Consider the following 16,732-nt stretch of genomic DNA (forward strand, 5'->3'; position numbering starts at 1 on the left):
TGAGCCCCGTAAAGGTTATAAATTCCTTATCTTGTCAATTAGATCTAGTGAATTAGATCCAACATCAGTAGTGATATAGAGTAAGTGACTCTCGTCAAATGGCATGGTTATACGCTTTATCTTTTCGTACTCCGCTAGAACATATTTTCCTTTTCCTATCTTTGAAGCCAACTTACTCCGTGTTTTCCATGCGTTAATGGCCAACTGCAAGGATTCCTGACTCTCTTCTTTTGATAATAAATTTGTAGTTCCGGGATTATGCTCCGAATACAGGATCTTTTCATCCTTTGTATCAAATATTGTTACGAACCTTATTGCAGAATCCATTCCCAATATCCTTTTTCCTAGTTCATTGTATTCCAATTGTATAACTTTGTATCATACTTTTTTATAAACATTCTCTAGATAATATATATTTTTAATTAATAACATCTAAAATATGTATTATTTGTAAATTCCGTATAAATATTTGTAAAAATAATAATATGATTGAAAATATATTAATAATACATTTCTTATTTTGATGACTGCAACTTATTGAATCTAGTATTAAAGTAAAATTTCAACACCAAAATCATGATTAAGAAAAATTGCCAAACTTTACGGTTGCAAAATTGCGGTATTGAAATATCATATTTGGTTTAGATTCTATTGATTTCATCAACCCTGTAGTTTTGTTAATATAGCGGCGACTTGAAAGCCTGCTAATAGCGCGATTCCTTTAATAATTCCTCCTTCCTTAAATGCCACTGGAATCATAGAATCTGCTAGCATAACAAGTTACTGCTCCCCGCTGCGAAAGCGATTGATATTGAGATAATAGGTGGGCTAGCATATGATAAAATAGTATACCCCAGAGTTGTTGATACTGTACATAATACTAATGCTATGGACCATGTTACTAGTATTCGTTTTTCACCTATGCCACTAGATTTCATTCCATAAGTTGAAGCCAATCCTTCAGGAAGATTTGAAACAAAAATTGCAACAAGAAAGGCAAAATTTAAAGCACCTCCTGTAGCAAGTGTAAGCCCAAGGGCCGCATTTTCTGGTATACCATCCATTAGAGCACCCATGAATAATGACCGACCAGAATCTGATGATGTAGTATTCCCTTTTCTTGATAATTTGATCCCTTCTTCAGGTGATTGCTACTAGCTTTGGAATTCGATTTTTTCTTGAGGAAATAATTTGCAATGTTAAAAGATATTCCTCCGAGAATGAAACCAGTTACAGTAGCGGGGAGAGTGTGGGTGACCTGAAAAGCCTCTACTAAAATTGAAAAAGTCAAGGTTGCAATTAATACCCTGCTTCCAAAAGCCATTATTGTTGTAATGACTCTACGGGACAAATTGACATATAAAGCAATAACGCAACCAATAAGTAAAGGACTGCTTGCAATAAAACCCCAAATCAAAGAATCAACTATCCCATTCATATAGCTTCCTAATTTAGGTATTTAAAATATTTTTAATTACTTGAAAATGGAATAAATAACTCTATCTAAGTTCTATTAGAAGAATATCAAATTCAGTTAGCTTATATCCTAATCCATGTTGCACCTTGGAAAGATCTCTTACTCTTCCTACAATATGTGGTGGTTACTATCTGATTGAGCTTTCTGGAAATATTAACTAATCCTGATATTTGTTTTACCACAATCTAAGTAGTAAAGTTATGGAAATGAATGCCAAGACGATCTCCTCGGATTTTATATCCTATATTATGAGTGCTAATAATTGGGAAATCATAAAGAATAAGTTACCATTATAAGGATCTAACAGTATGAAACATTTAATTATTATCATCTATATCCTAAATGAAACAAAGATAAATGAACAAAATAAAGTAAAAAGTATATACGAAACTTATTCTTTAATGCTATGCATGGCAAAAATGATCACTTGCCCATGTGGTTGGACACTTATATCTCCCCAAGGAAATGACGATATAAAAAAGCACATACAAATACATGCTAAGGATCATCATCCTGGCTTAACGGAGACAGAGGATGAAGTTGAAAAGATGATTAAAACAGTTTAATGTTTAGCCAATGTTGGACCGGCGATAGTATTATGACATCGAATTGCCTTCACGAACTGCAAATTTTATCTAAATTTTGACTCATGATTTTCTGATCTATCAAGTCATCCATCCAATTTTGCCTTTTTGGTTCGACAATTTCTTTAAATATAAAAAGGGAGCAAGATCTAACACCTTCTAGTTTTAGTACGTTTACATATGTTTCTTCAGGCTCTGCAAGAGTAAATGCAAAAAGATTAGCAAGCAAGATCTTCTCTGCTATGATTCGTACAGACCAAAGTTTATCTGCATATATTTCCCTTAAATGCTTGATAATTTTGTATCGGCTTGCTGCATCGACTGACAACTCCAGTTCATAAAATATTAAACCTTGTTGTTTCTGGCTATTTATTATTGCTCGTACTATTAACATATCCGAACCTAAGAGTTTTGTAATCCTATATCGAACCATCCTCGGAGTAATTGATAATGAGGCTGAGATCTCGTTGATTCCGGATAGTGCATTATATCGAAGCTTTTGGATAAGTTTCCAGTCTAACTTGTCCGGAATGATTAGTGGTTTTTTTATTGCACAACTTCCAAGCCTCCACTTAAATAATTCAAATCTATTGGCTATTTCTATGGCTACTTGATCTATTTCCTCAGAGGAACCCCCTGTGATACTAATAGATACTGTATTCCCTAGATAGTCGACTATATCGACAATAAATGGATGTTCATAAGCATATTTTATAACCCCGTGTTTAGTGGTAATATTTAACGCTTCGAATCGATAGGTATTAATATTTTTGAATTCGAAGAAGCCCAGCCTGGGCATAGCCTGATAGTATTTTATGAATCCGTCATTTTCCATTTTCTTTACTCTTGATCTAACTGTCTTCTCATCTAATCCAAGCTTCCTTCCAATCGCTGAAGGACTAACTCTCCTGTCTGTAAACGAATCATAATCGACTCCTTTGAATGCTATTTCGCAGAAGATCCATACGTCTTTGGCATCCATCAATTTTCCCTGAACTACATTGCTAAAAAATTTAAGTAAAAATTGTCATCCATGATCGATGCATTGGCGATAGACGCAATGCTATCAATTAATATGTAGAATACGGGTGTCAAGCTCCCGGCATTTATTTACCAATCTTGCACCTTGTATCTATATAATGAAACAAGAAACAACATCATTGGTACCCTTTCAATTGGAGATGGTCGATCTCTTAAAAGGGCACCCAAGTATCACACAAGATTCTGCTAATTATACAGGAGAAGTGGAAACAAATGGTAGTAAATGAAATAAAATTGCAGGAATTCATTGGAAGGATCATAAACGACTGGGGAGCTACAGAAGGAGCTTTGATCACTTTTGTTGGAGATAGGCTTGGATTGTTTAAAGCTATGGCGGGAGAAGGTGAACTGGCACCTGAAGAATTAGCAAAGAAGACAAACACACATCCACGAATGATTAGAGAATGGCTAGCCAGTCAAGCTGCTGGAGGTTATGTCATTTACAACAGTAACACCAGGAAATTCTTTTTGCCCGAAGAACATGCACTGGCACTGACTGATGAAAATAGTCATGCATATGTCTCTGGATTTTACCAATCAATAGTAAGTCTTTTCAAAGATGAGGAAAAAATTTTAGAGGTATTCAAGACTGGAAAAGGTCTAGGATGGGGGGATCATCATCATTACTTGTTTGAAGGAACTGAAAGGTTTTTCAAACCTAATTACATATCTAATCTAACACAAAAATGGATTCCAGCTCTTGATGATGTCGAAATAAAGCTGAAAAATAGAAAATGCAAGATAGCGGATGTGGGATGTGGTCATGGAGCATCAACAATCATGATGGCAAAAGCATATCCAAATTCAAGTGTTATAGGATTTGATTCACATAAGCCATCTATTGAATGGGCCAAAAAGCGGGCAGTAGAAGAGGGTATAATGAACATTACATTTGAAGTGGCAAAATCATCAGATTATCCAGGCGACGATTATGATTTGGTTACCTTCTTTGACTGCTTCCACGACATGGGTGATCCATTAGGTGCAGCCAAACATGTTTGTAAAACCTTAAAGAAAAAGGCAGGCACATGGATGCTAGTAGAACCATTTGCCAATAATCAATTAGAGGATAATCTAAATCCTCTTGGAAGGGTATTTTATTCGGCATCTACTCTGATTTGCGTTCCGGCATCTTTGAACGAAAATGGACCGGCTTTGGGAGCTCAAGCGGGTGAGCAAAAAACAACGGAGATAATGAAAACGGCAGGATTCTCAAAGATCCGTTGTGCTACTCAAACACCATTCAACTTGGTCCTAGAGGCACGACCATAATCCACCTATTCCTTTCAATATTTGGAGAGTAATAGGACAATCAACCAAAAGGGGTATTGATAATGAGGATCAGAAAATAGCCTAAGATAAATTGATCTTTCTTCGAGAGCAAGTATGAACCTCTCTATTGGAATCCGCAATCTGTGACTAGAAAGAACCTTATATGAATAACGTTCCAGATTTAGATTCTAAATCATCAAAAGGTTTTATGAAATATCTGGAGTTTCGAAAGATTGAACCAAAGACAATTAATAAAACTATTTAGAATTGCTCTAAAATATCATATAATATATTTTATGAAAGAAATGGAGTTTAACTTACTGCTTATTACATCCAATCTAGCAAATATCGATTCAAAAGTTCTGAATAGATGCACCATAGCAAATATTTTTGAATTCATGTTATAGTAGACTCATCCCAGGGTTAAACCACTACCAAGTCTTAAAGTTGAGACAAACAAAACAATGTAGTTTTCTATTGTGGAGAGATTCCTTAAGTTTAAATTCTGTATTGCATTTGTCACAAATCAATTATATTGCCAATTAAAAACAATTATCAACAATATTAATCTTATTAATAATGTGACTGATTAATCAAGAGTCAAATAAAAATAATCGTCAAATATGTAGTCAAGAGATGAAAATGACAGGAATGGTACATTCATCATTTTTAAAATCCATGATTGTTTATGCTGTGGATTCACTTCACCATCGTCATAAGTTAAAAGTGATTATATAGGGTTTCTGGTTTATTTCTAACTTCTTTAAGTAGTTTCTTAATACTATAGAGCTGTTGTTTTAATTAAGTACTATATATTTTAGGAGCCAACCAATCGCTTACCGCAATAAGGACAAAACATTAAAGGTGCGCTGGCAATATTGCCTTCAAACATTAAATAGTAAACTCCTTTATGATCTCCTGAATACTTAAAAATCTCTGTATCATGTCTAATGCATTCACTTTCATATTCTTCTTTAAATTTCTCACAACAAAATTCTCTAGTCATTCTTCCTTGCTCACTCCACAGATTGGACAAAACTTTAGGAGTATATAAACAAGATTGCAAATCTCTATTTTGATTTACGAGTAGAAAATTAACCAGGACTCCAAAGTCAGTAATCATTCTAAGAACAAAGAGTGGAGAGTGTGGACTAGTCAAACATTAATCAATCTTATTAAATATAATAGAAAGTGAGCCTGGTTTGGTTTGATAGTAGGCTTTTGTAAATATACCATATCTTATTCATATTAATAACAATTCAGATATACAAATGATTTTGGTGTAACTATTATTGTTCTAAGAAATTAGTATAGAAGGCTATTTTGGATTTGGGAAAGCCATAGGAATAGTTGGTACTTTGTTTGTCGTTCCTTATTTTTTAGAAAACAAATGCAAAGCCTATCGGTTGATCTTGAAGCAAAAATTCTACATGATTTGGATGATAAGATAAATGGATTAACAAGAATGATGGTAGATGATCCAGAACTAATCAAGATTGTGAGTAAATCGGAATCACATTTTACACCAGATCTAGTATTTAGTTACCATGTGTTATATACATTTGCATATGTTTTTCATATGCAACAACGTGGAGTAGTTAGGTATAATGAATGGATTGGATGGAATAGATATATAACATCTGCATTTCAACCGGGTAATATATATGAAATATGGAAAAATAACATAGAAGTAGAAAATGGTTCGACCCTGATTTTCAAAAATTCATTAATGATGAAATAATCCCGGCCATTAGGAAGTAGATAATTTGAAAATATTTTTAATTCAATTATCTAAAAAGTAAAATCTCCTTATTTAAACCCACTTGATATTATCCTAGAGAGCCTGACGGGGGTAACATTAAGAATACTATTTTAGATCTAAATCGTACATTAGGGTTTTTTCTTTTAGATGTTGTATAGACAGGACACAGAAATGTTGTAAGCAAACTTATCTTTTAGTCTTTAGAAAAATCAAAGTTTATTGATTTAGTTATATTTATTTTGTAATGCGGTATTTGTTTATTAATTCATTAATAAGATTGTTTTTGGTTTTATTATTCATTATAAAGTGTCTAAATGATTTGTTTGCTCAGGATTTATATAACCATCAAACAGTGTGGGACTATATGATCTCCCCAGCATCCGTAATGGTGGTGGATGATGAAAAAGACCAGACAATTCTGTTTAGTCTATTTCTGGCGAGATTTGGATTTGACTCAATTACGTTTAACGATCCATTAGTCGCACTCAAACATTATGGCCAAATATAACAAAAGATACTCATTGGTACTTGTAGATTGGAATATGCCTAAGATCGACGGATTAGGGCTTGCTAGAAAAATAAGAGAACATAATTCCAAAGTGAAAATCATTTTGATTACAGCCTACTTTATTGGCGACATTTTTACAAAGGATGAGTTTAAAGAAGTTAAAATAGCAGACGTAATTCAAAAGCCGATAGTACTTACGGAATTTGGACGACGAATAAACCTACTTTATCCAAAGAAGAAATAGATATACTAATAGCAACCCGATGCACAAACAGATTATCAGAGGGGAACAAATTGGTTCAAATCCCATAGCATATTTTCAAATTCTTTATGTAAGTTTATTAAGTGAGATGTGGGGAATTTGAATCCTCCAACGCTTGTCGCCTCAGGATTCTAAGCGATTAGGAGGCATTAGCATAAAGCCTATTAATGCAGGTGAAATGATATACTATAGTCAAAAGACCTCAGAAATAGGATACTTGAAAATGGCACTGATAAAATCAATACTGATTGGCAGTAACAACGAAGAATGTTCAATTGATGAAGTTAACGATGCAACTCAACTCAAAGATTAGGTCGGTTACAATCAACCAATGAATAAAACTTTGAATAATAATTAAGTATAATACGGAATAGTAAGCAAATCTTATTCTCATATGGTATTTTAATATCCGATGTTTTTATTCAATCCATTTCCCTTACATATACCCAATTCTCCATACGTTATTGCTAATAGTTTATATATATTGTCTTTTAATCACAAAATAATGAATAAACTAGGTATAATATTAACTGCAATCGCGTTGCTTAGTGCAATTGCTTTAGTTATACAACTCTCGGAACCAATATCGGCACATCAACAGGAACAATCTACTCCCTTTGTAGTACAATCTACAAAACAATCTATGCAAGATCCTCTGCCAGGTCATGAATCACATCAAGTTGTGATTGCAGCTCCACTCAGAGATGACTGAAACATTTATTCAGGTATAGTTTCATTTACTGCAAGTCAACCCATCGATGTGGTAATACTACATAAGTACAATCTGGTACCAAATTCAGCTATAATTGCAGAGCCATTGAAGCCATCAGTTGATGATGGCAAATTTGTAGCATCAGTGATGAAGCAATTCACAGAATCCCCGTTTAATGCAGGATCATTTGTATTTGCAGGTAACGCTTTAGCATTCCACAGTTTAGAAGGAAAACCCTTCGTCATAACATATACAATAGATGGAGATGTCAGTTCCTTAACGCAATAAAGATGACAGATATGTCAAATACCTAGGATAAAAATGCAAAGTGTTGGATTTGAACCCGTCATGTCGTGATTCTGTTATGCGGCCATATATCCCTTCAAAATATCGTTTACTTTTGAATATCGGTTTTCTGATTCTTGTATTTACAGATAAAGGAGCAACAGAAGCAGCATTTTACCTTTAATGCCAATCATTCAAATCAGATAATGAGTTTTAGATTTCAACCATTCATCAAGTGTAAGAATATTTTCGTACAAAATTGTCACGGTTACAAAACATTTTGAATAAAATTTTCCATAACAAGTTTGGCATATGAAGTTGCTTTTAGTAGACAATTATCAAGACGCTTAGAACAATAGGTATTCATGTCATCTATAATAAAGACATGCTCCTACCTTGAAATTCTTATTTAAATAAGATTATTTAATATAAAATACATGCAAGTCACTCATGAACTAACAGATTCGGCCCTTGGACTATTAAGAGGGAAGAATATTGCTTTTGTAGCATCTTTAATGAAGGACGGTGGACCACAAATCACCCCTGTCTGGATTGATTACGATGGAGAATTCATATTAATTAATACCGCAGAAGGGAGAGTAAAACAGAAAAATTTTCAACGAGACCCAAGAGTAGCCATCTCCATAATCGATCCGACCAACCCGTATAATACAGTTAGTATTAGAGGAAATGTAAAAGAACAAAACTCAGATGGTGCAGATGATCATATCGATAGACTAGCAAAAAAATATCTAGGAGTTGATAAATACCCGTTTAGGTCGCCGGAAGAAAAACGAATTATTCTAAGAATAAAACCTGAAAAAGTATTTCATATTTCGAATGAATAAAATATATCGTGATACTCTTACATCAGAGATTTATTTACACGGCATTACGGGGTAAAAATATTCGAGTAATCATTTCAGTCCATCGCCCTTGATAATGATGAACATTCTATCAAGTTCAATTAGTCATGTACACGGAATATTTTGTTGTCAAAATTAAAAAGTGCTTAATGCGGGATTTAAATCAGACTCCTAATATAGATTAGCCTAGCTTTTTATCATACCAAACGAAATAGACATGGGACTCCCCTTAGGGAACAATTCCTTTTATTTCATGTTTGAACATAAGATGATAATCATGGAATCATCGAAAAACAATAAAGATACTAAAAATTATGTGGAATTTGTCTTTTATCGTCCTCAAGAAAAATCATGAGTCATTATTACAAGTTACAAATCGATTGATCGAGTTGCTTAAAAAAGAGGAGGTGACTTATGACTGCTTTGGTTTAATTAGTGCTGAAAAAATATCCGGATTCACTAGCATATCCAAAATCATACCTATCAACCCCGAAGAAGAAGATATATGGATAAATATAGTAACATACAAAGACCGGCGACACCGTTCTGAAGTTGTAGTGAATATATCAAATGATAAAGAATGTCGAGATATTTACGAAGAGTTTATGAAGTTAATTACTCCAAATACGGAATTTATCAACGGTGAATTTAGAAATTTATTGAGAAGTTAATGACTAGGTGTAAGATACTCAAATCCCTACCTATAAAATTCATAATCGTGATTAGAATGATCTTTCCTCAGGATCGATTATGAATCGCTTTATTCGAACCCACTTACTGGGACAAAAAGGTCAAATATGTCAAAGGTTGGTATGATCATAACCATTGTTTGTCATACAACCCAGGGACCGGCGAGGTAGCCAAGGGATATAAAGTCGGTTGGTCAAAGGGCAGTTGCTAATAACTTATTTTTTTATTGTTGATTTATAAATTAGATAGTCTTTTTATTTCTAAATTCTGTTCTATTAGTGTAGCCATTAGTGTTGAAAGTAGCAGTTCCGTATCACTTTCAGATTTTGTTTGTATGGCCTTGCGCCGCTTGTAATAAACCTTTGATACCATTTCGAATAGCAGTTCCTTATCCTTTGATGAAGAAAATCTAGCCATAAAACCATCAATATTCTTTTTGATTCTGTTATATGCTTCATCTTTTATCAAATGAGAATTATCAGAGGCATCAATATAACGATACATGAAAATTACTAAAGTTAAAAATATTTAAGTTAATATATTTACTATCTATAATATTTGAATCCTTTGAATTTCCAATTAGCTTAAACAAGAAGTTTAGCACAAATTAATGGTCATCACATCCATTGGATGATCCAACATTTAGTGGGTCAAAGGAATCCATATAACGCAATTCATGTTATGTAATAAAATCTATGACTACCGTGATATCCATAAAATCTAAAGATGGAATTGTTTTAGCAAGTGACAGCCAAGGCACATCATCAAAAGTCAAAACCACTATAAAAAAAGTTTTCAAAATAAATAGTCATGCAGGAATAGGTGCCTCTGGAGATAGTTCACAAATTGAATTATTTGTTGATGAACTCAAGCAAAACTTACAAAACGAAATTGAATTAGAATCAGGATTTAGAACCCACATGTATAGTATTATGGCGAAGTTGCATCGAATATACAACTACAACCATTCATTTCTATGTGGATATAGTGGAGCACGATTGTTTTTTACTCCAGTCTCACTAGTAGCTGTAAAACCAAAAAACGGAGATTCTTATCTCTACCGTATGGGTTTTGGAATAACCGGGAAAAATAATGAAGTATCTTCGTATCTATACAAGGTAAATAATGATTATGTGTCAATAGGTTCTGGTTCCACTTATGCACGTTTGGTTCTTGCACAACAAGACAGACTTAATTCCACAATAAACAGGAAATTATCTGATTTATCCACAGAAGACAATGTCGGGATAGCAGCATACATTATTAATGAAGTGAAGCAGTTGGACCTAGAAACAGGGGGAAAGACCCAGGTTTCAATAGTTGATCGTGAAGGCTATAGAGAACTTTCATATGATGAGCAAGCCAAATGTCATCAAACGATGACCTCTAATCTATATTCCTCTTTGAACGAATACTTTTCAAATAAGGATAAAACAAGCAAAATTATTGAATATCTTTTTCCATACGACTGAACCATATTTGATTACCACTAATTTAAGTTCCATAATGGATGAGTTAATATTTGACGATCATATGACCCTCCTCCTCCGTCACAAAGTATTTTTTGTTGTTGCCCTAATCCTCCATTATCAAGTGCGTATAATGATTGCAATGCATAATGAATGAATTTTCTATTATGTTTTGCTTGAAACCCTAAAAAGGACTAGTCAACAAAGCAAATGACAATGCGAGATCAAGACAAGTCATTTCAAAATAAAAGTAACCTCTATTCCGTTTATCTTTGCTTTTCTTGTCCAAAACAAAAAGGAACAGATATTAGCACCGCCCGTAGGGCTTTGTACAACGACGATTATCAAAAAGATACTGCAAGTCGACCGCTCCATCACCACGCAGTCAAACTCGATACAATGGATTCTTCCTTTATCATTACTGCACAGTTCAGGATCTCCAAAGATTCATTTCCCGGCTTTTACAATTGATCTACTTCTTATCAGCTATTAGCATAAATGTATGATTTTGGTTGGTATTTACAAAATATAACAATATTTATAAATATGGGTACCAATTATAATATATGGTTAAATGCAATAAGACTTTACTAAATATTAAGAAAGTGTTAAGGCTATACCAAGAATTGTATAATATTAATATACCTTTAGTAATTATTGTCTTGTTTGCCATAGCTTTTTCAATAGTTAATGGCATACTCTTTTTACCTATCTATTGTCATCCGAATCCTTTATCCTATGAACCACAACCCAATCAGATAATTGATTTGATACAAACGCCGCCCGACAAAGTAGCTATCACTTTTACAGAGAGACCAGAATTAAAAGCTAGCAGCATACGTGTTATGAATTTAAATAACGAGAGGATAGACAACCATGATCTTAAAATAGCAGGGTCTGATAAATCACTTTCTGTCTCCTTAAATAAATCGAAACTAATATCTGGTGATTATACCATAAAATGGTTAGTCTTGTCAAAAGATGATGGTTTTATTACTAAAGGATCATACATTTTTTCAATTGGTAGAACTAAAAGTTAGAATCAAAAATGAGAGTAACGTCTGTCATAGTGATAGAGTTCGTATTGAATCTTTATTGAAACCAATACTGGAAATTATTAGTTAATAGTATATTGTTACTTATGGTAAAGTAATTTAATAGAAACAAGTATCAAGAAAAGTTACCTCGAAGACACTTGTTTCTGTTTGAACTTGCTTATTCAGTATATGTTGAATGATTTAATTTTCACTAATTCGAACTGTTTTCAGAGCTTTTCCCCAAACGATAACTTCATCCAACATGGCATTGACCGATTTTTCATGTACTGAATGAGGTTTAAACCTTGTAAAGTTTTCAAAATCAGTATACAGAGAAAGTTGTACTTGAGCTCGAACAGTAGCGACCTTAACCTCTGCCATAACCAAACGCAATTGCTCAACTGCTCTTACACCTCCTGCACTTCCATAACCAACAAACCCTGCTACCTTGTTGTTCCATTCTTTGAAGAGAAAATCAATGGCGTTTTTTAAAGCGCCAGGAATTCCATGATTATATTCAGCGGTCACAAACACAAATGCATCAAATGAGTTGATTTTCGCAGCCCAACGTTTTGTGCAGCAACTATTCCCACGTGTTTAGTAATATCTTAATCCACAGTAGAGAAATCCTATGATTAGTGAATTGTTATCATCTATTTGTGATTGTATTTAGGTTCATGAAACTTTAAGATTGAAATTCATACGATCAATTGAAAGTTCCTCTTCCAGATATTGTTTGAATTATGCTAAAGTCCACAATTCTTACACTTTTGTTAAGTCAACAAGGCCTTAGTGAGGCATGACCATCTAATGTGATGGTAGGATTCATATTGGCTTTTTCGGTTCATCACGGCTATTCTTTAATATTTATACATAATGGAAAAACTTTGAAATATGATGGTAAAATGCCGATTGGTTCCCCGTCCACCGATACCGTAATGTTATTTTCAATGTCTGATAATAATGCTACAGCTTGTGATTGACCATAATAAATTCCATCTTGGTTATCGATAGACTCCTCCCCCCTCTTTATATCCACAAGTTTATCAAGTATTTTGAAACTACTTGAATCTTTTACTATTATAGTATCAAGTAATCCGTCGTTCATTTCGGCTCTTGTTGCCGCATTAAAACCTCCTCCCATAATACTGCCGTTTGATACCATTGCCATCGTCATCTTGGTCAAAAGCTTTTTTACGTTTATATTATCAGTATCGCCTAAAAATTCAATCAATTCGCAAACATTGCTCTGATATGTTGGTATTGTTGCAAGTATGCCTGTAATGGTTGATAGCAATCGACTGCTGATTCTGTCTCTTACCATTTTAGACCTGTTTATTACTTCTGCCCCAATTCCTATTTCGGCAGCATTTAAAATAACCCTACTGACATAATCTTCTTTTACTTCTTGGTCAATTATCTTATTGTGCACAATTGCTGTGATAACATCTATTTTCTTGAAGTTATCTGTTGAAGTTACTACCTTGCAGCATTCTTCAATTTCTGATGGCAACCCCAATGACTTTACTAGAACATTTCTAGTTCCACCTGGTAGAACTGTTAGTATTGCTTCGGGATTAATGACATCCATATGAACAAATTTTGATAAAGTTTTATCATCATTCATGTTTTCTAAATTAAAGTCTTTATCTATTTCAATATTAAAAAATCCATTAGCAACTTCATTTATCATTCCGTCACCTCCTATTGGAATTATATTGTTATAGCCTTTTTCGAGATATTCTAGTGTTAGAATGGTGCCATCATTGGCTTTCTTTGTAAAGATGTATTCGATGTCTTCTCCAAAATATTTTTTTAAAATAACATACAAGGAATCCCAATTTTTTCCTGTTTGACCTCCACTTGAATTTGGATTTACTATTACTATGGACTTTTTGGTCATTGTTATAATCTTCAAAGTATATATTCATATTGATTAATGTGTCGGTGTGCCTACCTACAATTGTTGTGAATATTTATGTTTTACTTTTTATTACTTTGATTTGATTTCCTTATCGTAGGAAAATATCCATTTTTTCTTCCAAAATACAAATAACGATACTATAGTTATGACTAACATCACTAATACCAAAGAGCCCAGATACCTTGGTATTGTGTCTAGGTTGTTTAAATCAAATCCCTGCAAGCCTAATACACCTATCAAAAGTGTGAGAGGTAATACGATAGCAGAGAAAATCGTCAATACTCGCATTGTCTCGTTTATCTGTAAAGATATACTACTCGAAAATAGATCTCTTGTAGAATTTATTGTATCCTGATAGGATTGGATCATTTCTATGAGCTGGTTAATATTATTGAATACAATCTGGAGATATTTTATATCATCTTTGTCTTTTTCCATAGTAACATGATAGTTTATTATATTCCTAGCATCCCAGAAATATCGTCGAAGGGTAATGACCTGCCTTGATAACGTATCCAAATAGGTGAGCACTCGTTTGGATGGTCTATATTGTGCGTCTTTTTCAATATCAAATACCTTGAGCTCTATTGCTGTCAAAAGTTGTTCGTAATCTTCTATGATGTCTGAAATTATACTATAGTAGAGTGCATCGATTGAAGATTCCAAAATTGTTTTTCTATCTGCGAGAATTGTTTTTACTTTCGTTACCAAATCTATTTTATTTGAATGAATAGTTATCAGCCACCTATTTCCTACAAAAAAGTACAGTGGAGAAGATTCAAGATGTTGTAGATTATCAAATTTGAGGTCTAGTAAGATGATGAACTTACTATCATGTTCTATTTCTTTTACCACAGGTTTTTTTGATTTTTGTTTTATTCGACCTAATGCTTTTTTGTTTAGTGAAAACTTATTTTCCAAATTTGTAATATCCTCATCTGTGGGATCTGAAATATCGATCCAAAGATTATGGTTTTCTTTTAGATCCCCATTTAATTCATTTTTCTCTTCTACCATTCCCTTTTGATCATAATAGAAGATAGTTTTTTGCACTATATTTGATGTTGTTTTAAAGTATTAATGTCTATTTCATATTATAGCAGGTCCATCAACCAAGCATTTTTGAAGATCAATTTATTCGGCAAGAGGGTTTAATTGGTTTCTAATTGTATAATTTAAACATTTGACTAACTCTAAGGTTATGGCTGCACCATCATTTGAAAAAGACGGGATCTCAAAATAAATTTGATAAATTTGTAATAATAGACAGAGCAAAAATTACTCTAATAAAAGTAAGACACTCTTTTGTTATTCTGTTCAGGTGATTGTTCCTTAAGGATTGGAGAGTCACTAATGAAAAACTAGCAACGCTCGCGTGTGTTTGTGATGTTGATAAGTCATAACCTTTCTTAAGCACAACTAGAGGGCATACTTATCGTGAATTTGATACTAATCGAAGTTTTGTATATCCATTACTTTAATATTTCAATATTCAGGTCAAATGGCAGGAAGATGTAATTTATTCTTGTTAGAGAGAATGAAATCTAGAATTACCGCATATTCTTTCCTAGAATCTAATTTATAGATCACCTTTTATTTAACAAAATATATAAAACTTGTAATTTTGAGGATATGAAAGTATGACATCGCTTTGCACGTTCAAAAAAGAATATTATGATTTTCAAAATAGACAAATGAAGACAGTTTCATGCGAATATGATCTTTGAAATAGAAAAATGATAAAAACTGGTCATTTAGAATTAGGGTAGAAAAGAAGAAAAGGTAAAGCAATATTTAACATTTCTATAGGCGGCACATCTGTGAAATAACAACCACACAGTATTACCAATCCTATTTGTTTGTCTGGATTGAATCCGACAAATGAACTATAACCGTCTATACCTCCATTATGCCAAATTACCTGATTTCCTAAATCAGTTGTGTTAAACCACGACAATCCGATATATCCATAGTGGAACGATTCAAATCCTGAAGGATCATCAAATGGAACTTGTACTTCAGTAAACGGATGTCTAATCAAGTGACTTGTCTCCATTGCGTTATTGAGCTTTGTACCCATCAATCCCATGTTAGCTGAGACATACTTTAGTAAATCATTAACTGTTGAGTACATCGCACCTGCACCTTGTACTTTTTGAGGGAGAAATATTAATTCACTTTCATTTCCTACCATGTGGCCTTTTGCAAATTTAGATACAATATTCTCAGGTACTGATATACTTGTTGCATTCATTGCAAATCTTGTACTATTCATTCCTAATACATTCCCTATTCTATCCTTAAGCAGCTGATCCAGGGGAATACCTGTAATGACAGGACATGTTCTACCAGACCCAATCCTATATTTGAATAAGCAGATTTAGTTCCTGGTTCAGTTGCTAGTGTTGAATTCGAAAGAAAATCATAAGATTTCTCCGGTAGAATGAAGGATTATACTCTACCAAAAATCGAATACAATGAAAGTTCACTCAATTTCAAGGAGAAAAAAAAGAAATCGCTAAACTATTAAGAACAGATAGACATGAGATCCTACTGTTCAAATCAGAAAATATTAGCACAAATCCAGATGAAATTCCAGAGGATGAAACTGCGATCACCGATAATATAATTAATTATGATTAATGGGTCAACTCGGTCTATTAAATAGTTTTCAGAATAAAGCCAGATCGTGTACGGTTCATGTTAGACTAGATAAACTAAACACAAATTCAGACTTGGGTAAAATCATTAGCAACCTTATCTGTATCAGACAAAGGTATTGTTACTTCTCGTACGTTAGCAAGAAATGATGAAGTAATAATAGGAATATCAGGTTACCACAT

General features: G+C 33.3%; 23 protein-coding genes and 1 pseudogene. 14 read left to right on the forward strand and 10 right to left on the reverse strand.

The genetic code is table 11. The features are described from left to right. Nucleotides 1-15: 15 nt before the first annotated feature. The 3 genes from AAGU22_RS12195 to AAGU22_RS12205 form a co-directional block, all read right to left on the reverse strand. A complete protein-coding gene (locus AAGU22_RS12195) occupies nt 16-363 on the reverse strand; it encodes a hypothetical protein (protein WP_458719377.1) in 348 nt (115 codons plus the stop codon). A gap of 404 nt (nt 364-767) precedes the next feature. Beyond that, nucleotides 768-1,076 (reverse strand): ZIP family metal transporter, encoded by a 309-nt coding sequence (locus tag AAGU22_RS12200; protein WP_458719378.1) that lies wholly within the window; start codon nt 1,074-1,076, stop codon nt 768-770. Continuing rightward, nucleotides 1,064-1,438, reverse strand: coding sequence for a ZIP family metal transporter (locus tag AAGU22_RS12205; protein ID WP_458719379.1), 375 nt, complete (start codon nt 1,436-1,438; stop codon nt 1,064-1,066). Before AAGU22_RS12205 ends, AAGU22_RS12200 begins: the two co-directional genes overlap by 13 nt. A 347-nt stretch (nt 1,439-1,785) precedes the next feature. Here AAGU22_RS12205 and AAGU22_RS12210 point away from each other — a divergent pair, with 347 nt between their 5' ends. After that, nucleotides 1,786-2,043, forward strand: coding sequence for a hypothetical protein (locus AAGU22_RS12210; RefSeq protein ID WP_458719380.1), 258 nt, complete (start codon nt 1,786-1,788; stop codon nt 2,041-2,043). A 49-nt stretch (nt 2,044-2,092) separates the two neighbouring features. Here the strand turns inward: AAGU22_RS12210 and AAGU22_RS12215 are convergent, their stop codons facing one another. After that, nucleotides 2,093-3,043 (reverse strand): winged helix-turn-helix transcriptional regulator, encoded by a 951-nt coding sequence (locus AAGU22_RS12215; RefSeq protein ID WP_458719381.1) that lies wholly within the window; start codon nt 3,041-3,043, stop codon nt 2,093-2,095. Nucleotides 3,044-3,200: 157 nt separating this feature from the next. Here AAGU22_RS12215 and AAGU22_RS12220 point away from each other — a divergent pair, with 157 nt between their 5' ends. Both AAGU22_RS12220 and AAGU22_RS12225 read left to right on the forward strand, forming a co-directional pair. Then, the gene (locus AAGU22_RS12220; protein WP_458719382.1) at nt 3,201-3,329 is read left to right on the forward strand and encodes a hypothetical protein; all 129 of its coding nucleotides are present in this window, start codon (nt 3,201-3,203) and stop codon (nt 3,327-3,329) included. Next, on the forward strand, nt 3,316-4,374 hold the full coding sequence (locus AAGU22_RS12225; protein ID WP_458719383.1) for a class I SAM-dependent methyltransferase: 1,059 nt from the start codon (nt 3,316-3,318) through the stop codon (nt 4,372-4,374). The genes AAGU22_RS12220 and AAGU22_RS12225 overlap by 14 nt, the downstream gene beginning before the upstream one ends. Before the next feature lie 817 nt (nt 4,375-5,191). Here the strand turns inward: AAGU22_RS12225 and AAGU22_RS12230 are convergent. Beyond that, nucleotides 5,192-5,533, reverse strand: coding sequence for a hypothetical protein (locus AAGU22_RS12230; RefSeq protein ID WP_458719384.1), 342 nt, complete (start codon nt 5,531-5,533; stop codon nt 5,192-5,194). A gap of 231 nt (nt 5,534-5,764) precedes the next feature. On the opposite strand from AAGU22_RS12230, the gene AAGU22_RS12235 reads away from it, so the two are divergent. The 8 genes from AAGU22_RS12235 to AAGU22_RS12270 all read left to right on the forward strand — a co-directional run bounded on the left by AAGU22_RS12235 (nt 5,765) and on the right by AAGU22_RS12270 (nt 9,440). Next, on the forward strand, nt 5,765-6,115 hold the full coding sequence (locus tag AAGU22_RS12235; RefSeq protein WP_458719385.1) for a hypothetical protein: 351 nt from the start codon (nt 5,765-5,767) through the stop codon (nt 6,113-6,115). A 385-nt stretch (nt 6,116-6,500) separates the two neighbouring features. Next, nucleotides 6,501-6,644 carry a hypothetical protein gene (locus tag AAGU22_RS12240; RefSeq protein WP_458719386.1) on the forward strand — a complete coding sequence of 48 codons (144 nt, stop codon included), beginning with the start codon at nt 6,501-6,503 and terminating at the stop codon, nt 6,642-6,644. Further along, nucleotides 6,631-6,888 carry a response regulator gene (locus tag AAGU22_RS12245; protein WP_458719387.1) on the forward strand — a complete coding sequence of 86 codons (258 nt, stop codon included), beginning with the start codon at nt 6,631-6,633 and terminating at the stop codon, nt 6,886-6,888. Before AAGU22_RS12240 ends, AAGU22_RS12245 begins: the two co-directional genes overlap by 14 nt. Nucleotides 6,889-7,021: 133 nt before the next feature. After that, nucleotides 7,022-7,219, forward strand: a complete 198-nt coding sequence (locus AAGU22_RS12250; RefSeq protein WP_458719388.1) for a hypothetical protein — start codon at nt 7,022-7,024, stop codon at nt 7,217-7,219. A gap of 192 nt (nt 7,220-7,411) precedes the next feature. Beyond that, on the forward strand, nt 7,412-7,618 hold the full coding sequence (locus AAGU22_RS12255) for a hypothetical protein (RefSeq protein ID WP_458719389.1): 207 nt from the start codon (nt 7,412-7,414) through the stop codon (nt 7,616-7,618). A gap of 48 nt (nt 7,619-7,666) precedes the next feature. Next, nucleotides 7,667-7,906 (forward strand): hypothetical protein, encoded by a 240-nt coding sequence (locus AAGU22_RS12260; protein ID WP_458719390.1) that lies wholly within the window; start codon nt 7,667-7,669, stop codon nt 7,904-7,906. Between the two features lie 434 nt (nt 7,907-8,340). Next, the gene (locus AAGU22_RS12265; protein ID WP_458719391.1) at nt 8,341-8,751 is read left to right on the forward strand and encodes a PPOX class F420-dependent oxidoreductase; all 411 of its coding nucleotides are present in this window, start codon (nt 8,341-8,343) and stop codon (nt 8,749-8,751) included. Nucleotides 8,752-9,158: 407 nt separating this feature from the next. After that, nucleotides 9,159-9,440 carry a hypothetical protein gene (locus AAGU22_RS12270; protein WP_458719392.1) on the forward strand — a complete coding sequence of 94 codons (282 nt, stop codon included), beginning with the start codon at nt 9,159-9,161 and terminating at the stop codon, nt 9,438-9,440. 253 nt (nt 9,441-9,693) lie between these two features. On the opposite strand, the gene AAGU22_RS12275 is transcribed toward AAGU22_RS12270, so the two are convergent. Beyond that, complete coding sequence (locus tag AAGU22_RS12275; RefSeq protein WP_458719393.1) at nt 9,694-9,963, reverse strand: hypothetical protein; 270 nt, start codon at nt 9,961-9,963, stop codon at nt 9,694-9,696. A 191-nt stretch (nt 9,964-10,154) separates the two neighbouring features. Here AAGU22_RS12275 and AAGU22_RS12280 point away from each other — a divergent pair, with 191 nt between their 5' ends. The 3 genes from AAGU22_RS12280 to AAGU22_RS12290 all read left to right on the forward strand — a co-directional run bounded on the left by AAGU22_RS12280 (nt 10,155) and on the right by AAGU22_RS12290 (nt 11,968). Beyond that, a complete protein-coding gene (locus tag AAGU22_RS12280) occupies nt 10,155-10,931 on the forward strand; it encodes a hypothetical protein (protein ID WP_458719394.1) in 777 nt (258 codons plus the stop codon). Nucleotides 10,932-11,144: 213 nt separating this feature from the next. Then, nucleotides 11,145-11,399: a hypothetical protein gene (locus tag AAGU22_RS12285; RefSeq protein WP_458719395.1), complete on the forward strand. Its 255-nt coding sequence runs from the start codon at nt 11,145-11,147 to the stop codon at nt 11,397-11,399. Nucleotides 11,400-11,494: 95 nt separating this feature from the next. Further along, nucleotides 11,495-11,968 (forward strand): copper resistance CopC family protein, encoded by a 474-nt coding sequence (locus AAGU22_RS12290; protein WP_458719396.1) that lies wholly within the window; start codon nt 11,495-11,497, stop codon nt 11,966-11,968. Between the two features lie 198 nt (nt 11,969-12,166). On the opposite strand, the pseudogene AAGU22_RS12295 reads toward AAGU22_RS12290, so the two are convergent. From AAGU22_RS12295 to AAGU22_RS12310, 4 genes and pseudogenes are all read right to left on the reverse strand, one after another. Next, nucleotides 12,167-12,541 (reverse strand): annotated as a pseudogene (locus AAGU22_RS12295) (NADPH-dependent FMN reductase); the annotation flags it as partial. Between the two features lie 277 nt (nt 12,542-12,818). Continuing rightward, complete coding sequence (locus AAGU22_RS12300) at nt 12,819-13,868, reverse strand: diacylglycerol/lipid kinase family protein (RefSeq protein ID WP_458719397.1); 1,050 nt, start codon at nt 13,866-13,868, stop codon at nt 12,819-12,821. A gap of 90 nt (nt 13,869-13,958) precedes the next feature. Beyond that, on the reverse strand, nt 13,959-14,942 hold the full coding sequence (locus AAGU22_RS12305; RefSeq protein ID WP_458719398.1) for a magnesium transporter CorA family protein: 984 nt from the start codon (nt 14,940-14,942) through the stop codon (nt 13,959-13,961). A 697-nt stretch (nt 14,943-15,639) separates the two neighbouring features. Beyond that, nucleotides 15,640-16,269, reverse strand: coding sequence for a serine hydrolase domain-containing protein (locus AAGU22_RS12310; RefSeq protein WP_458721784.1), 630 nt, complete (start codon nt 16,267-16,269; stop codon nt 15,640-15,642). Nucleotides 16,270-16,732 lie beyond the last annotated feature (463 nt).

The organism is Candidatus Nitrosocosmicus sp. R, from assembly GCF_054408505.1.

Excerpts from the sequence above, each read along its gene's own strand:
- AAGU22_RS12235 (WP_458719385.1), top strand. The coding sequence starts at position 5,765 with ATGCAAAGCCTATCGGTTGATCTTGAAGCAAAAATTCTACATGATTTG.
- AAGU22_RS12205 (WP_458719379.1), bottom strand. The coding sequence starts at position 1,438 with ATGAATGGGATAGTTGATTCTTTGATTTGGGGTTTTATTGCAAGCAGT.
- AAGU22_RS12265 (WP_458719391.1), top strand. The coding sequence starts at position 8,341 with ATGCAAGTCACTCATGAACTAACAGATTCGGCCCTTGGACTATTAAGA.
- AAGU22_RS12290 (WP_458719396.1), top strand. The coding sequence starts at position 11,495 with ATGGTTAAATGCAATAAGACTTTACTAAATATTAAGAAAGTGTTAAGG.
- AAGU22_RS12225 (WP_458719383.1), top strand. The coding sequence starts at position 3,316 with ATGGTAGTAAATGAAATAAAATTGCAGGAATTCATTGGAAGGATCATA.
- AAGU22_RS12210 (WP_458719380.1), top strand. The coding sequence starts at position 1,786 with ATGAAACATTTAATTATTATCATCTATATCCTAAATGAAACAAAGATA.
- AAGU22_RS12245 (WP_458719387.1), top strand. The coding sequence starts at position 6,631 with ATGGCCAAATATAACAAAAGATACTCATTGGTACTTGTAGATTGGAAT.
- AAGU22_RS12200 (WP_458719378.1), bottom strand. The coding sequence starts at position 1,076 with ATGGGTGCTCTAATGGATGGTATACCAGAAAATGCGGCCCTTGGGCTT.
- AAGU22_RS12240 (WP_458719386.1), top strand. The coding sequence starts at position 6,501 with ATGATCTCCCCAGCATCCGTAATGGTGGTGGATGATGAAAAAGACCAG.
- AAGU22_RS12215 (WP_458719381.1), bottom strand. The coding sequence starts at position 3,043 with ATGGATGCCAAAGACGTATGGATCTTCTGCGAAATAGCATTCAAAGGA.
- AAGU22_RS12220 (WP_458719382.1), top strand. The coding sequence starts at position 3,201 with ATGAAACAAGAAACAACATCATTGGTACCCTTTCAATTGGAGATGGTC.
- AAGU22_RS12300 (WP_458719397.1), bottom strand. The coding sequence starts at position 13,868 with ATGACCAAAAAGTCCATAGTAATAGTAAATCCAAATTCAAGTGGAGGT.
- AAGU22_RS12285 (WP_458719395.1), top strand. The coding sequence starts at position 11,145 with ATGCGAGATCAAGACAAGTCATTTCAAAATAAAAGTAACCTCTATTCC.
- AAGU22_RS12275 (WP_458719393.1), bottom strand. The coding sequence starts at position 9,963 with ATGTATCGTTATATTGATGCCTCTGATAATTCTCATTTGATAAAAGAT.
- AAGU22_RS12280 (WP_458719394.1), top strand. The coding sequence starts at position 10,155 with ATGACTACCGTGATATCCATAAAATCTAAAGATGGAATTGTTTTAGCA.
- AAGU22_RS12255 (WP_458719389.1), top strand. The coding sequence starts at position 7,412 with ATGAATAAACTAGGTATAATATTAACTGCAATCGCGTTGCTTAGTGCA.